The sequence below is a fragment of the Lentzea pudingi genome, assembly GCF_014646255.1.
GTDB classification, from domain to species: domain Bacteria; phylum Actinomycetota; class Actinomycetes; order Mycobacteriales; family Pseudonocardiaceae; genus Lentzea; species Lentzea pudingi.
The window spans coordinates 25971-41218 of sequence record NZ_BMNC01000027.1 but is presented as its reverse complement, the minus strand read 5'-3'; the positions used below and the strand labels follow the sequence as shown (position 1 = coordinate 41218).

The following is a 15248-nucleotide window of genomic DNA, read 5'->3' as shown; positions in this document are numbered from 1 at the left end:
TGACCTATCGGCCACCGACGGGCCGGAAGGTACGGCGGTACGTGTCCGGCGGCACACCGACCGTCCGGTGGAAGTGCCGCCGCAACGTCGTGGCCGTGCCCATCCCGGACGCCTCCGCGATCTGGTCCACGCTGTCGTCCGTCATCTCCAGCAGCTCCTGCGCGCGCCGGATCCGTTGGACGTGCAGCCACTGCAACGGCGTCGTGCCCGTCACGGCCCGGAAGAGCCGGGCGAGGTGCCGCGAGCTCATGCCGGCCTGCCGAGCCATGTCCTCGACGGTGATCGTCCGGTCGAACCGCAGCGACACCCAGTCGAACAACTCAGTGAGCGGATGCCCCTCCCCGGACGGCACCGGCGCCAGCACGAACTGCGCCTGCCCACCGTCCCGATGCGGCGGCACGACGAGCCGACGCGCTGCCGTGTTGGCCGTACCAGCACCGAAGTCACACCGGATCACGTGCAGGCTCAGGTCGATCGCCGCCGCCTTGCCCGCACTCGTCAGCACCTGCCCGTTGTCGACATAAAGCACGTCCGGATCAACCTCGACGCGCGGATACCTCGCGGCCAACTGATCGGTGTGCGCCCAGTGCGTAGTGGCCCGCAACCCGTCGAGCAGCCCGGCCTCGGCCAGCACGAACGCCCCCGTGCACAACGACACGATCCGCGCCCCACCATCGTGCGCCGCCTTCACAGCCTCGACCAACCGCGGATCGAGCGGCTGCTCCACGTCCTCGATCGCGGGCACGACCACGGTGTCCGCCTCCACGAGCCGATCAAGCGGCAAATCGGGTTCCACCGTGAACCTACCGAGACGAGACGTCTCGTCTCCACAAATCCGCACCTCGTAGCCGAGCTGCGGCGCCGTGAAGATCTCGTAGGTGGCAGTCAGCTCGAAGTGCAACATCCCCCTACCGACAGCAAACGCAAGCATGTCCGAAAGTGTACGCATCACGTCGTTCCAGACACTGTTCCAGAGCCACCCGCGCGACTTGACTGATCACATGGGACACAAGATCGCGGTCTACGGCGCCTCCGGCCTCACCGGCACCTTCGTAGCGGCAGAACTGGCAAAGCGCGGCCACACCCCACTCCCGTTCGGCCGCGCACAGGCAACAGCAAACAACCCAACAGCCCTGGACCACGCTCTGACCGGCGCCGAAGCGGTAATCAACACCGCCGGCCCGTTCGCCATAACGGCCCTACCGCTGCTGGCCGCAGCCGAACGAGCCGGCATCCCGTACATCGACGTGGCAGCCGAAATCGAGGCGAACGCCGACACGTTCACCAGAGGCGCCTCAATCCCCGCAGTCCCCGCAATGGCCTTCTTCGGCGGCCTGAGCGACCTCCTGGTAACCGCAGCAATGGCCGACTGGCCCACCGCCAACGAGGCCCACATCGCCTACGGCCTCAGCGGCTGGCAGCCCAGCCCGGGCACCCTCACCGCGGGCCAGGTCTCCCGAGACCGCCGCGAAGGCCGACGAGTCCGCTTCCGCAACGGGAGCCTGAACTACCACAACGACACCCCACCAACCCTCACCTGGGACTTCCCCACCCACACCCGCGAGGTGATCGCCGACTTCTCAATGGCCGACATCGTCACGGTGCCCAGCCACCTGCAAATCCCATCGGTGACCAACTACATGTCACGAGAGGCCGCTGACGGACTGGCCGCCGCTGCATCACGCCAGGAGCCGGAGACCTTCGAGATCGACGTCCGCGTCCGCCGAGCAGGCGAAGAACGCCGCATGACCGCCTCAGGCAAGGACATCTACGCCGTGAGCGCCCCTCTGGCCGTAGAAGCAGCAGAACGCCTGCTCTCAGGCCGCTTCGCCACCACCGGCGTAGCGTCAGCCGGCGCGATGTTCGACGCCGCAGACTTCCTGACCGCCCTCGCACCCGTCATTCAGACCAAGCACTGCTCTTGATGACGTCAACGAAGTCCGTACGCCGAAACGACGGGATCGAAGTGCGCCAGCACGTCGTCGTTCATCGTCCCGTAAGTGGTGTCAGGCCGATGGGCCATACCGTCGTAGAACGCCTTCAGAATCCGATTCTTGAAGTCAGGCCGAGGATGCACACGCACAACCTCCGCCCGCTGCTCGGCACTCAACTCGTCAAGCCCAACCCCGAGCACATCGGTCTTGACCCCCAACGCCACCGCGAGAACCTCGGGCGACAGGTGCTCCGGCACCTCAGGCGTCGTGTGCAACGCGATGGCCAGCCACACGTTGCGCGCATCCGCCTCAGACCGCCCATGCGACAACAAGAACTCCCGAGCAGCCTCAGCCCCGTCGATCTCGAACCGCCGCCCCGCAGACGCATAAGCCGACGTCAGCCCGAGGTCGTGAAACAGCCCACCCACGTAGGCCAGCTCCAGATCAACATCCACCCCACGCGCAGCGACCTTCAACGCACCCCACAGGAACACCCGCCGCGAATGGTGGAACAACGTGTCGTCCGCAACCTCACGCACCAGCTCGGTAGCGGCCCGCACAAGCTCGGAATCAGGAACAACCACACCAGCAACAACCTCAGCCATGCCGCAATGGTCATCCCAAAAGCACAGCCGTCCCACCGTCAATCAGGACCGCAACCCCACAGATGTGGACATCCGCGCCCGATACTCACTGGGCGACACCCCAAGCCAACCCACGAACACCCGCCGCATGGTCTCGGAACTCCCGAACCCGGCCAGCCGCGCCGCCTGAGCCACCGAGTGCCCCGCGTCCAGCAACACCTTGGCGTGATCCAGCCGCACCTGCTCCACGAACCGAGCAGGCGTCGTCTCCAACTCAGCAGCGAACAACCGAGCCAAATGCCGAGCACTCACCCCGACCCGACCAGCCATCGCCGAAGCACTGTGATCAAGCCCAGGCTGCGCGGCCACGAGGTCGACAACCTCCCGCAACACCGGCGCCCGAGGCGTACGCCCTCGCAAAGGCGCCGAGAACTGCGACTGCCCACCGGGCCGCTGCATGAACATCACCAGACTCCGAGCCACAGTCCGAGCCAGATCAGCCCCGCAGTCACGCTCCACCAACGCCAACGCGAGGTCCATCCCCGCAGACACCCCAGCAGACGTGAACACCCCACGGTCCTCAACGAAGATCGCGTCAGGCACCACCTCGACCCCGGAATACCCCCGAGCCAACCGCCCAGCCTGCCTCCAATGAGTGGTGGCCCGCCGCCCGTCCAACACCCCAGCAGCCGCCAACACAAAGGCCCCAGTACAGATCGACACCACCCGCCGAGCCCGAGCCGCCAACTCCCGAACAGCACCAACAAGCGCCTCCGGCACGGGAAGCCCGACCAGCACCTCACCACCAGACACAACAACGGTGTCCAGCTCAACAACATCACCAGGCGTGCCATCCACGGGAAGCCGAATCCCCACAGACGTCACCACCGGCGCGCCAGACGACGACACGTAGCGAAGCGAGTAGTCGGCCCCAGCCGCATTGGCCTCAACAAACACCTCAGCGGGCCCAACCACGTCGAGCATGGTCACACCATCAAAGACAAGAAAAACAACCACCCGAGCCACAACCACATGATGGCCCGCCAAGGTCGCGAAGCGACGAGGCGGGCGGGGGTCCGGGGGCTCGCCCCCGGCGTGGGGGTCTGGGGGCTCGGCCCCCAGAAGACACCCGGAACGAGTGATAGGTGAGTGCTGTCCACGAACAGCACTCACCCAAAGAGTGGAGGTGCCGGGAATCGAACCCGGGTCCTGTGCCGGTTCATCAGGGCTTCTCCGTGCGCAGTCCGCTATGTCTCTGCTTGACCCCACCAGTCACGCGAACGAGCAGGTGTGACGGGCCCAGTCGCTGTGAGTTTCCCGAACAGTCTCCGCGACCGAGACTGCAGGTAAGCCCTCTAGCTGATGCCGGGAACTAGGCCGAAGGCACTCCTAGGCCGACAACCGCTAGCTCCGCTGTCAGGCAGCGAGAGCGTACGCGGTGCGCTTGTCGTTAGACGTGGCGCTTATTGGTTTGCGATGACGCTTAACGGTGGTCTCTCGCCTGCACCGGCACGCTTCCCCTGAATCAACGTTCACAGTCGAAACCGTTCACCCCCTGGTAGTGGTTGCACCTAGCATAACGACTGGGGCCAGCGAGTTCTTCCCGAGGCAGGTAGGGCTGTCCCCACCTTCGACCGGATGGCTGGCCAGATGGTCTCTGACCAGCGGTAACGACACCATGGACGTCATGAGGAAACCGAACGCGCTCGCAGCCGGGTTCTACCTGCTGACCAACCTGGTGACCGGCATCTTCTGGTTCACCCTCTCCGTGGTGCTGACCGTGGTCGGGTTCGCGACAGCGATCATCTGGGTGGGTCTGCCGCTGCTGTGGCTCGCGATGAACGTCGTGCGGGGTGGCGCGACGATCGAGCGGTCGTGGGTGAGGGCGGCGCTGCGCACGGACATCCCCCAGCCTTACCGGGAGAGGCCGTCGGGCACGCTGTGGCAGCGCTGGAAGGCGCAGTTCACGGATCCGGCGACGTGGCGCGACTTCGGTTACCTCCTGCTGCTCCTGCCGGTCGGCATCCTCGAGTTCGCCTCCGTCCTCGCCATGTGGACGGTCGTGGCGGCGTTCATCGCGGTGCCGTTCTGGATCGGCACGGCGCCGTTCGCGGTGATCGTGGGCGATTTCTGGACGATCGACTCGTTCGTGTCGGCGTTGCCGGTGTCGCTGATCGGGCTGGCGCTGATCCCGTTCGCCGTTCTCGGCACGAGGGCTCTCGGCGCGGTGCACGGCAGGTTCGCGCGCGCCATGCTCGGTCCGACGCGGGCGGACGCGCTGGCGATCGAGGCGGAACGTCTCCAGTCGAGCCGGGCGCGTGGTGTGGAGGCGGCCGAGGCGGAGCGCCGGCGCATCGAACGCGACCTGCACGACGGTGCCCAGCAACGGCTGGTGGCGGTGGCGATGGGGCTGGGCCGGGCGAAGTCCAAGATGGACACCGACCCGGAGGGTGCCGCCGAGCTGATCGCGGAGGCGCACGCGGACGCGAAGCTCGCCATCAAGGAACTGCGGGACCTGGCGCGGGGCATCTACCCGTCGGTCCTGGGTGACCGGGGGCTCGACGCCGCGTTGTCCGCGCTCGCCGCCCGTGTGCCGATCGAGGTCGACCTGCAGGTCAACGTGGATCCGCGGCCTCCGACATCGGTGGAGAGCGCCGCCTACTTCACGGTCGGCGAAGCGCTCACGAACATCACCAAGCACTCCAACGGCACCAAGGCGACCGTGCGGGTCAACAGGGTGGACACCGGGGTGCTGGTGGAGGTCACCGACAACGGTCAGGGTGGCGCGGAGCTGAGGCACGGCGGCGGGCTCGCCGGGCTCGCGGACCGGGCTGCCACGATCGACGGTGTGGTTGTCGTCGTCAGCCCTCCTGGTGGGCCGACCGTCATTCGAGCGGAGTTGCCGTGCGCGTGGTGATAGCTGAGGACTCGGTGCTGCTGAGAGTGGGCGTGCAGCGCCTGCTCGCCGACGAGGGCATCGAGACGGTCGCCGCGGTGGAGAACGGTGACGATCTGCTGGACGCCGTCACCGAGCACAAGCCGGACCTGTGCGTGGTGGACGTGCGGATGCCGCCGACGTTCACCGACGAGGGCCTGCGCGCCGCCATCGAGTGCCGCCGCCGCCATCCGGGGCTGCCGGTGCTGGTGCTGTCGCAGTACGTCGAGGAGCGCTACGCCGTGGAGCTCCTCGCGGGCGGCGCGAGCGGCGTCGGCTACCTCCTCAAGGAACGGGTAGCCGACGTCAAGGAGTTCGTCGACGCGGTGCGCCGGGTCGCCGACGGTGGCACGAGCATCGACCACGAGGTGATCACGCAGCTCATGGTGCGCAGCAAGAAGAGCCCTGTCGACAAGCTGACGCCGCGCGAACGCGAGGTGCTCGGCCTGATGGCGCAGGGCCTGTCGAACACGGCCATCGCCGGCACGCTCGTGGTGTCCGACGGCGCGGTCGAGAAGCACGTCGGCAACATCTTCGCGAAGCTCGGCCTGGAGCCGTCGAACTCGGAGCACCGCCGGGTGCGCGCCGTGCTCGCCTACCTCGACAGCTGAAGCAGACGGGCGCCGTTGTCGTGCAGGACCGCCTGTTCGGCGGCGGCGTCCAGGCCCCACGACCGGATGGCGTCGAGCTGCACCTCGTAGGGGTACGGGATGTTCGGGAAGTCGGTGCCCAGCACCACCCGGCCGGCCATCCCCGCGATCCGCGAACGCCAGTCCGCCGGCAGCGGCGTCATCTGCTCGGTGAACGGAACGCCGACCATCGTCGTGTCGACGTGCACGTTCCGATAGCGGTCCACGAGGTCCAACGCGCCTGAGTAGTCCGGCATCCCGGCGTGCGCGAGGACGGCCGTCAGCCGTGGATGCTTCTTCAGCACCTCTTCGAAGACCCCGAGACCGGTGAACTCCCCCGGCATCGGCCCGTCGCCGCAGTGCACGACCACGGGCACACCGGCTTCCGCGAGCTGGCCCCAGACGCCGTCCAGCAGCGCGTCACGCGGGTCGTAGCCACCGACCTGGACGTGCGACTTGAAGCAGCGCGCACCGGCCTCCAGGGCCTTGCGCACGTACGCCTCGGCGCCCGGTTCGGCGTAGAACGTGCCTGTCGGCACCGCCTCGGGAACCCGCGCCGCGAAGTCGGCCGCCCACTCGTTCAGCCACTGCGCCATGCCGGCCTTGTGCGGGTAGAGCAGGGGCGCGAACGCGACGACGCCCAGCTCCCGCAGTGCGGTGAGCCGGGCGTTCTCGTCGGTGCGGTACTGGATGGTCCACTCGACCCCGGCTTCGCGCACGCGGTCGAAGTAGGCCCAGACCTTGTCCAGGACGTTCTGCGGCATGAAGTGGACGTGGACGTCCACCAGTGCCATCAGTAGCGACCCTTCAGGGCCCGGCCGTGCGCCTTCGCGATCTCGCGGTTCGCGTCGCGCTTGGCCAGGTCCTGGCGCTTGTCGTAGGACTTCTTGCCCTTCGCGAGCGCGATCTCGACCTTGACGTACCCGTCCTTGAAGTACATCTGCAGCGGCACGAGCGACAGACCGGACTCCTTGGTCTTGCCGATCAGCCGCTCGATCTCCGCCTTGTGCAGCAGGAGCTTGCGCTTGCGCCGGACCTCGTGGTTCGTCCAGGTGCCCGCGACGTACTCCGGGATGTGCAGCGCGTGCAGCCAGATTTCGCCGTCGTCGACCTGGGCGAAGGCGTCCACGAGGGACGCCCGTCCCATGCGCAGGCTCTTCACCTCGGTGCCGACGAGCTGAATGCCCGCCTCGTAGGTGTCCAGAATGGACCAGTCGTGCCGAGCCTTGCGGTTCGACGCGATGACCTTCTGCCCGCGTTCCTTGACCATGACGACCAGTCTAAATGCTCGGCAAAATACTTAAAGGCGCACGTAGAGACGCAGTGTCACGTAGCCGGTCGTCGCCGAGATGACTATCGCGACGAGGAACAGCCAGGGCGACACGATCAGGATGTCCAGGTACCCGGTGGGCGGGATGATGCCCGACTCCGTGAGGTTTCCGGTGACCCGGTCGAGGAAGAACGCCTTCGCCAGCACCAGGAGGACGACCGCGCAGACAGCGCCCACGATGCCGGCCACGACCGCCTCGATGAGGAAGGGCAGCTGCGTGTACCAGCGGGTCGCGCCGACCAGGCGCATGATGCCGACTTCGACCCGGCGGGTGAACGCCGACACCTGGATGGTGTTCGAGATCAGCAGCAACGCGGCGAACGCCTGGATGAGCGCGAGGATGAGCGCGCCGTCACGGATGCCGTTGAGAATCTCGAAGAACCGGTCGAGGAACTTGCCCTGGTCGTCGACGGCCTTCACCCCCGGCTTGCCCTCGAAGGCCTGCTTGATGACGTCGGTGCGCTCCGGGTCCTCCAGCTTCACGCGGATCGTCGCCGGGATGGCTTCGGGACGCGCGAGCTTGAGCAGTTCCGGCTGGGCCTCGAAGATGCGCTTGAAGCGCTCGAAGCCCTCGTCGCGGTTCTGGAACACCACGGTCTCGACGCCGGACGTCTGCTCCAGGGCGGAACGCAGGCCCGCGCACGGCTGCTGTGTGCAGTCCTTGTCGTTGGCGCTGACATCGTTCGTCAGCAGCAGGGAGACCTCGAGCTTGCCCGCGTAGTTGGCCTGCATCTTGTCGACCATGCGGACGACGAGCAGACCACCGCCGAGCAGCCCGAGCGAGATGGCGGTCGTGAGGATCATCGCGATCGTCATCGTGACGTTCCGGCGAAGTCCGGTGATGACCTCGCTGAACACGAAGCTGGTACGCATCGGGGGCGGGGTTCCTTGGGGTTTCGGGGACTAGGAGCGCTTAACGGCCAACGCCGTAAACGCCACGCGCGTCATCGCGGACGACCTTGCCGTACGACAGCTCAACCACTCGGCGGCGCATCGAGTCGACGATGCCGTGGTCGTGGGTGGCCATGATGACGGTCGTGCCAGTGCGGTTGATCCGCTCCAGCAGCAACATGATGTCCTGGCTCGTGTCGGGGTCCAGGTTTCCGGTCGGCTCGTCGGCGATCAGCACCAGCGGGCGGTTCACGAACGCACGGGCGATCGCGACGCGCTGCTGCTCACCACCTGACAGCTCGGTCGGGAACCTGTCCTCCTTGCCGTCGAGGCCCACCAGCTGCAGCACCTCCGGCACCACCTTGACGATGGTGTTGCGGGGCTTGCCGATGACCTCGAGCGCGAAGGCGACGTTCTCCGCCACCGTCTTCGTGGGCAGAAGACGGAAGTCCTGGAACACGCAGCCGATCGACTGCCGCAGGCGGGGGACCCTGCGCCGCGACATCTTGGCGACGTCGAAGTTGGAGACGTAGACGCGTCCCCTGGTCGGCACCTCTTCGCGCAGCAGCAGGCGCAGGAACGTCGACTTGCCGGAGCCCGAGGGCCCGATCAGGAAGACGAACTCGCCCTTCTCCATCTCGACGGACACGTCGTCGAGCGCAGGACGCGTGGAGGTCTTGTAGACCTTGGAAACGTGTTCGAGACGAATCACGAGGCGCGAGTCTACTCATGGCCGGGGTAAAGCCCCCGTTCCGGTTAACTTCGAGCCCCGGAAGGGCGGCTGGAACCTCGACGCGGCGTGTCCGACCAGGCACGACCCGTTCACGAAAAGAGCACGTCCGGCCCTCGTTCGGGGCTGAACGTGCTCTTCGACCTCAGCTGTGGGCTATCCCTGCTGGGACTGCTTGCGCCACCGGATGCCGGCCTCGAGGAAGTCGTCGATCTCGCCGTCGAGCACCGCGGACGGGTTGCCGACCTCGTGGTTGTTCCGCAGGTCCTTGACCATCTGGTACGGGTGCAGCACGTAGGAGCGCATCTGGTTGCCCCAGCTGGAGCCGGAGTCCTTCAGCGCGTCCATCTTCGCCTGCTCCTCCTGCCGGCGGCGCTCGAGCAGCTTCGCCTGCAGGACGTTCATGGCCGTGGCCTTGTTCTGCAGCTGCGAGCGCTCGTTCTGGCAGGACACGACGATGCCGGTCGGGATGTGCGTGAGGCGCACCGCCGAGTCGGTCGTGTTGACGCCCTGGCCGCCGGGGCCGGACGAGCGGTAGACGTCGACGCGCAGGTCCTTCTCGTCGATCTCGACGTGGTCGGTCTGCTCGACGACGGGCACCACCTCGACGCCGGCGAACGACGTCTGGCGGCGGCCCTGGTTGTCGAACGGCGAAATGCGCACGAGGCGGTGCGTGCCCTGCTCGACGCTCAACGTGCCGTAGGCGTAGGGCGCGCTGACGCGGAACGTGGCGGACTTGATGCCCGCCTCTTCGGCGTAGGACGTGTCGAACACGTCGACGCCGTAGTTGTGGCGCTCGGCCCAGCGCGAGTACATGCGCAGCAGCATCTCGGCGAAGTCCGCGGCGTCGACGCCACCGGCTTCGGCGCGGATGGTGATGAGCGCGTTGCGCTCGTCGTACTCGCCGGACAGCAGCGTGCGCACCTCGAGGCTCGCGATCTCCTCGCGCAGCTTGGCGCGGTCGGTGTCCGCGTCGGCCGCCGCTTCGGCGTCCTCGGCCTCTTCCGCCAGTTCGTACAGCAACGGCAGGTCGTCGAGGCGCTGGCGCAGGCCGGTTACGCGACGCAGCTCGCCCTGCTTGTGGGAGAGCTGGCTGGTGACCTTCTGCGCCTTCTCCTGGTCGTCCCAGAGGTCGGGGCGGGTCGCCTGCGCCTCCAGGTCCGCGACAGCGGCGCGCAACGCATCGAGGTCCAGCACCGCCTCGATGCTCGAGAGCGTCGCGGAGAGTTCCTTGATGTCTGCTTCGACGTCCGGGTTCACGCAAAAAGATTACGCCAGCACCGGCCACCGGTCGCGACCGGTGCGTGCTGGCGCTCTCGGCGCGGTGGCCGTGGACCGGCGTCGCGCGCTTCCGGCGTCCAGGCAGCAGCATCGCGGTACCGGGCCGGTACCGCGCACGCCCCGCCAGGCGCCGGAAGCGACCGGCGTCAGTCCACGGCCGTCACGATCAGGCCGTGGGGATGGCGTCCAGCAGCTTGAGAACGGCCTTCGCGTGAGCGAGACCGAACTCGGCCACCGCCTTGGCGTAGGGGTCCTCCGCCGTCTTGGCCGCGCTCTTCGCGCTCTCCTGTTCCTGACCGTACGTCGAACGCGCGGTCGTGATCAGGGACTCACGCTGCTTCGCGGTCAGCGAACCGGCGTGCACCAGGCGCAGGATGAGCGGGCTGCGCAGGTGGTCCGGGCCCGGCTCGGACAGCAGCCAGTTCTTGAAGGCCTTCTTGCCCGCGGCAGTCAGCACGTACTGCTGGCTGGACCGCGGTCCCTGCTTGCCGAGGCGCAGCAGGCCGAGGTCCGCCAGCGCGGGCAGCTCGCGGTACACCTGGGAGCGGGTCACGCTGAAGAACGCGCCGAAGCGGTCTCCTGCCTCCGCCACCAACTGGCCACCGGTCTTGGGTCCGTCGTGCAGCAGCCCGAGCAGGGCGGCTGCGGTCGCATTCAGGTCTGACACACCAGCAACGTTCCCACGTCCGGGGGAAGCTGTCCACAATGGTCAGCCGTTCTGTCCACAGTGGCTGATCACCGGGCTAGTCTGATGGGCCATGCGGAGCAACGAAAAGTTCCGCTGAGTAAGCGGCAGTTTCCGAGCCTCACGCGTTTGGCCTCTTGACCGTCTGTGTCCATCCCGGATGGAAAAGTCCTTTCGCAGAAACGAAAGTCCCCCGCTCTCACTCGATCGGCGGTACGGGTCTCACCGGCCGAAGCCACCCGAATGGACGGTCGGGGTCCGGCGTCGCACGACCTGGTGATGTACGCGCGGACCCCTTTCCCACGCCTGAAGTTCCAGGAAAATGATTACTGCCAGGAACGGCGCAGTTGGACGACGGAGGTCGGGGACCGTGAAGAACCTGAACTTGAAGTGGCTGGACCACAAGAAGGTGGCGGCGCACACCAGGGCGTGGGTGACGGGAGGCATCCCGGAGCAGGCCGGCAAGGACGAGTGCATGGTCTGCGGCAAGCAGATCCGCAAGCACCGCACCGTCAGCGGACAGGGCCGCATCTGCTCCAGCATGCTGTGCGCGCAGTACTGGGCGGAGAACATGACCTGAACGACCCGACGGCCCGCCCACGAGTCCGGGGGTTCGCCCCCGGCACCGGCCCGCAGGGGCACATCCCTCAACACAAAACGAAGAAGGCCTGTTCGCGATCTCCGCGAACAGGCCTTCTTGACGTTAGTAGCGGGGACAGGATTTGAACCTGCGACCTCTGGGTTATGAGCCCAGCGAGCTACCGAGCTGCTCCACCCCGCGCCGCTTCTAACTTGTGTTGCTGTCTTGCTGTTGTAAGGAGAACTCTACACCCTCCGAAAACCGCTTTTCCACCACCCCCCTCTAACCGCATCCCCGCAGGTCAGAGGCAGCGTGTGCGCTACAGGCGACCGTTGGGCCGAGGATTGCCGGACAGGCCTCGGTTCGAACAAAAGTCATGACCGTGCGGCGGCGGATGCAGTTGCAGAAAAGCAAGAAGCCCGGAACCTGATGGTTCCGGGCTTCTGCCTTGTAGCGGGGACAGGATTTGAACCTGCGACCTCTGGGTTATGAGCCCAGCGAGCTACCGAGCTGCTCCACCCCGCGTCGGTAATTAGAACCTTACGCGGGACGGAGCGGATAAAGCAAATCGGTAGGTCAGCCAGACGGTGTGGGGCTCGGCACAACCGACGACTGGCCCGTCGGCGGCGCGGCCGGCGCACCGGTGTTGTACTGCTTGAACCTCTTCGAGGCGTCGTCCAGCTTGGCGTAGGCCTGGCCGAGCTCGGTGAAGTTCCCGCTCGTCTGCGCCCTCTTGATGTCGGCCAGCGCCGCGTCGATGTCGTTGACGGCCTTCTGCAGCTCAGCGCTGAGCGCACTGTTCGCAGGCGGCGTCGTGGACGGTGGCGTGGAGGTCTGGCCGTTGCCGTTGCTGTTGTCGCTCGGCGGCGGCACGACCGAGCCGGCACCGCTGAGCACCTGGTCCAGCGCCTCGTTCAGCGTGGACGCGTAGCCGACCCGGTCGCCGTACCAGACGAGCACCTTCGACAGCTGCGGGTACGACGTGTTGTTCGACGCGCGCTCGATGTAGACGGGTTCGACGTAGAGCAGCGCTCCGCCCACGGGCAACGTGAGCAGGTTGCCGTAGACGACCGTCGTCTTCTGCTGGGTCAGCAGGTTGAGCTCGCGACTGACGTTGTCCGACGTGAGGAACTGCGTCTGGATCTGCTGCGGGCCCTTCGCGTCCTGGTTGAGCTGCAGGACGCTGATCTTCCCGTAGTTGTCCGGATCGGATCCGACCGAGACGTGGGCCGCCATGAACTCCCGGTTCTCACGCACGAGCGGGCTGGTCAGCTGGAAGCGGACCTTGCTCGGGTCGCTCGGGTCACCGGCGAGGACGTAGAACGGCGGCTGGGCGTCACGGCGCTTGCTCGCCGCGTCGCGCTGGGCGTCGGCCGTGGTCACGTTGTCGATCGTCGGGTCCTGCGGCGGCGCCCAGTAGGCGACACCGGAGTAGAAGTCCGACGGCGACGAGACGTGGTACTTCGACAGGATCTGCCGCTGCACCTTGAACAGGTCCTCGGGGTAGCGGAAGTGCTGGCGCAGCTCGGTGGAGATCTCGCTGCCCGGCTTCACCGTGTTCGGGAAGACGCCCATCCACGCCTTGAGGACCGGGTCCTTGTCGTCGATCTGGTACAGGTTCACCGAGCCGTCGTACGCGTCCACAGTGGCCTTGACCGAGTTGCGGATGTAGTTGACGGGCTTGTTGACCTGCGAGATGACGACGCCGTCCGCGGTGAGCGAGTCGTTCGTCGCGTCACCGAGCTGGGTGCGCTGCGCGTACGGGTAGTTCTCGAGCGTGGTGTACCCGTCGACGATCCACGTGATGCGGCCGTTGACGACGGCCGGGTACGGGTCGCTGTCCACCGTGAGCCACGGCGCGACGGACTGCACGCGGTCGCGCGGGGTGCGCTTGAACAGGATCTTCGAGTCGTCCGCGATCGACTGGTTGAAGAGGATGTTGCGCTCGCCGTAGTACGCCGCGAAGGCGAGCTTGTTGAACAGGCTGCCGATCGGGACGCCGCCGCCACCGGTGTAGGTGTAGGACTTGGCGTCCGTGTCGTACTCCGCCGCCGAGCCGGCCGGGCGGCCGCCCACGATCGAGTAGTCGTTCTGGCCGAACAGCTCGCCGTAGTACGTGCGCGGCTGGTCGACCTTGATGCCCTTGGGGTCGTTGCCGACGTCGCCGTTGGACTTGACCTCACCGGTCTTGAAGTCCGGGTAGCCGCCGTTGGACTCGTCGGCGACCGCGTTCACCTTGTTCGCCTCGGCGTAGACGAAGCCGTTGCCGTGCGTGTAGATGAGGTGCTGGTTGATCCAGTCGCGCTGGCCCTGCGGCAGGCTGTCGAGCTTCAGCTCGCGCACCGCGACGATGTAGTCGCGCAGCTTTCCGTCCACTGTGTACCGGTCGACGTCGAGCTTGTTCGGGAAGCCGTAGAACGGCCGCAGCTGCTGGAACTGCGTGAAGGTGCGCGCCAGCACGGCCGGGTCGAGCAGGCGGATGTTGCCCAGGGTGCCCGCGTCGTTGACCTTGAGCTGGTCGTTGGTGACGTTCTGCTTGCCGTCGTACGGCTTCGTCTCGACCTTGTCGTCGGTCAGCCCGAACGACTGCCTCGTCGCCGCGATGTTGCGCGTGATCGACTCGGCTTCCTTCTGGATGGCGTTCGGCTTGACCGAGAACTGCTCCAGCACCGCGGGCCACGCCGCGCCGACGAGCACGCTCGACAGCACCAGCAGCACGGTAGCGATGGCGGGCAGCTGCACGTTGCGCATGAACGCGCCCGCGAAGAACGCGACGGCGCAGAACACCGCGATGCACAGCAGGATCAGCTTGGCCGGCAGCACCGCGTTGAGGTCGGTGTAGCTCGCGCCGACGAACTTCTCGTTCTCGTGCAGCAGCAGCGTGTACCGGTCGAAGAAGTACGCGACGGCCTTCAGCAGCACGAACGTGCCGGCGACGAGCGCCAGGTGCAGCCGCGCGGGACCGGAGAGCTGACCGCCGCGACCGGCCAGCCGGATGCCGCCGAACAGGTAGTGCGCGATCACCGCGCCGATGAACGACACCGCGACCGTGATGAACAGCCACGACAGCAGCCACTCGTAGAACGGCAGCTGGAACGCGTAGAAGCCGATGTCGTGCCCGAACTGCGGGTCGGTCACGCCGAACGGCTGCGAGTTCAGGAACAGCTGGACGTGCTCCCAGTCGTTCTGCGCCGACGCGCCCGCGATCAGGCCGACGAAGACGGGGATGCCGATCGAGAACAACCGCATCCGCCGCATCACGACGGTGCGGTAGCGCGCCACCGGGTCGTCCGGCCCGGACACCGGCACGAACACCGGCCGCGCCCGGTAGGCGAGCAGGAGGTTCAGGCCGACGATGCCGCCGACCACGAGCCCGACGGCCACGAACAGCCCCAGCCGGGTGAGCAGAACCGTGCTGTAGACGTCGCGGAATTTCACCTCGCCGAACCACAGCCAGTTCACGTAGGTGTCGAGCAGCCGCGATCCCGTGATGAGACCGAACAGGAGCACAACACCGACGATGAGCAGTATTCGGCTGCGTCGGGACAGTTTCGGCAGTCCGACCGGAGGCCGTGTGGCCACGAGGCACGCTCCTGGATCGCGGTAAATCGATACGTACGTTTAGTCCAACTCTACGGACGACGCCCTGGGTTCCCGTGAAGTCGGCCG

Annotated in this window: 14 protein-coding genes, 2 tRNA genes and 1 other RNA gene; 4 read left to right on the top strand and 13 right to left on the bottom strand. The window is 66.7% G+C overall.

Annotated elements, in window-relative coordinates:
- Positions 1 to 4 precede the first annotated feature (4 nt).
- Positions 5 to 949, bottom strand: a complete 945-nt coding sequence (locus IEY88_RS42020; protein WP_189160488.1) for a GlxA family transcriptional regulator — start codon at positions 947 to 949, stop codon at positions 5 to 7.
- A 52-nt stretch (positions 950 to 1001) separates the two neighbouring features.
- Between IEY88_RS42020 and IEY88_RS42015 the strand changes: the two genes are divergently transcribed.
- Entirely contained in the window at positions 1002 to 1925 is a 924-nt protein-coding gene (locus IEY88_RS42015; protein ID WP_189160487.1) for a saccharopine dehydrogenase family protein, read from the top strand.
- A gap of 5 nt (positions 1926 to 1930) precedes the next feature.
- Here IEY88_RS42015 and IEY88_RS42010 read toward each other — a convergent pair whose 3' ends face one another.
- From IEY88_RS42010 to ssrA, 3 genes are all read right to left on the bottom strand, one after another.
- Positions 1931 to 2539, bottom strand: coding sequence for an HD domain-containing protein (locus IEY88_RS42010; RefSeq protein ID WP_229694268.1), 609 nt, complete (start codon positions 2537 to 2539; stop codon positions 1931 to 1933).
- Between the two features lie 42 nt (positions 2540 to 2581).
- Positions 2582 to 3544 carry a GlxA family transcriptional regulator gene (locus IEY88_RS42005; RefSeq protein WP_229694267.1) on the bottom strand — a complete coding sequence of 321 codons (963 nt, stop codon included), beginning with the start codon at positions 3542 to 3544 and terminating at the stop codon, positions 2582 to 2584.
- 152 nt (positions 3545 to 3696) lie between these two features.
- Positions 3697 to 4074, bottom strand: a transfer-messenger RNA (tmRNA) gene (gene ssrA, locus IEY88_RS42000).
- Positions 4075 to 4196: 122 nt separating this feature from the next.
- Between ssrA and IEY88_RS41995 the strand changes: the two genes are divergently transcribed.
- Positions 4197 to 5435, top strand: coding sequence for a sensor histidine kinase (locus IEY88_RS41995; RefSeq protein WP_373294293.1), 1239 nt, complete (start codon positions 4197 to 4199; stop codon positions 5433 to 5435).
- Positions 5423 to 6064, top strand: coding sequence for a response regulator transcription factor (locus IEY88_RS41990; RefSeq protein WP_189160485.1), 642 nt, complete (start codon positions 5423 to 5425; stop codon positions 6062 to 6064). The genes IEY88_RS41995 and IEY88_RS41990 overlap by 13 nt, the downstream gene beginning before the upstream one ends.
- Here the strand turns inward: IEY88_RS41990 and IEY88_RS41985 are convergent.
- The 6 genes from IEY88_RS41985 to IEY88_RS41960 all read right to left on the bottom strand — a co-directional run bounded on the left by IEY88_RS41985 (position 6049) and on the right by IEY88_RS41960 (position 10981).
- Positions 6049 to 6876, bottom strand: coding sequence for an amidohydrolase family protein (locus IEY88_RS41985; protein ID WP_189160484.1), 828 nt, complete (start codon positions 6874 to 6876; stop codon positions 6049 to 6051). The genes IEY88_RS41990 and IEY88_RS41985 overlap by 16 nt on opposite strands.
- Complete coding sequence (smpB, locus tag IEY88_RS41980; protein WP_189160483.1) at positions 6876 to 7352, bottom strand: SsrA-binding protein SmpB; 477 nt, start codon at positions 7350 to 7352, stop codon at positions 6876 to 6878. Before smpB ends, IEY88_RS41985 begins: the two co-directional genes overlap by 1 nt.
- A gap of 30 nt (positions 7353 to 7382) precedes the next feature.
- Entirely contained in the window at positions 7383 to 8285 is a 903-nt protein-coding gene (ftsX, locus tag IEY88_RS41975) for a permease-like cell division protein FtsX (protein WP_189160482.1), read from the bottom strand.
- A gap of 40 nt (positions 8286 to 8325) precedes the next feature.
- Positions 8326 to 9015, bottom strand: coding sequence for a cell division ATP-binding protein FtsE (gene ftsE, locus IEY88_RS41970; protein ID WP_030470385.1), 690 nt, complete (start codon positions 9013 to 9015; stop codon positions 8326 to 8328).
- Positions 9016 to 9189: 174 nt separating this feature from the next.
- On the bottom strand, positions 9190 to 10293 hold the full coding sequence (gene prfB, locus IEY88_RS41965; RefSeq protein WP_189160481.1) for a peptide chain release factor 2: 1104 nt from the start codon (positions 10291 to 10293) through the stop codon (positions 9190 to 9192).
- Positions 10294 to 10480: 187 nt separating this feature from the next.
- Positions 10481 to 10981 carry a PadR family transcriptional regulator gene (locus tag IEY88_RS41960; protein ID WP_030481522.1) on the bottom strand — a complete coding sequence of 167 codons (501 nt, stop codon included), beginning with the start codon at positions 10979 to 10981 and terminating at the stop codon, positions 10481 to 10483.
- A 388-nt stretch (positions 10982 to 11369) separates the two neighbouring features.
- On the opposite strand from IEY88_RS41960, the gene IEY88_RS41955 reads away from it, so the two are divergent.
- Positions 11370 to 11579: a hypothetical protein gene (locus tag IEY88_RS41955; protein WP_229694266.1), complete on the top strand. Its 210-nt coding sequence runs from the start codon at positions 11370 to 11372 to the stop codon at positions 11577 to 11579.
- Positions 11580 to 11706: 127 nt separating this feature from the next.
- Here the strand turns inward: IEY88_RS41955 and IEY88_RS41950 are convergent.
- The 3 genes from IEY88_RS41950 to IEY88_RS41940 all read right to left on the bottom strand — a co-directional run bounded on the left by IEY88_RS41950 (position 11707) and on the right by IEY88_RS41940 (position 15161).
- Positions 11707 to 11780: transfer RNA gene (locus IEY88_RS41950), tRNA-Met, on the bottom strand.
- A gap of 250 nt (positions 11781 to 12030) precedes the next feature.
- Positions 12031 to 12104 (bottom strand) — tRNA-Met (locus IEY88_RS41945).
- Positions 12105 to 12155: 51 nt separating this feature from the next.
- Positions 12156 to 15161: a UPF0182 family protein gene (locus IEY88_RS41940; RefSeq protein WP_189160480.1), complete on the bottom strand. Its 3006-nt coding sequence runs from the start codon at positions 15159 to 15161 to the stop codon at positions 12156 to 12158.
- Positions 15162 to 15248: the final 87 nt, after the last annotated feature.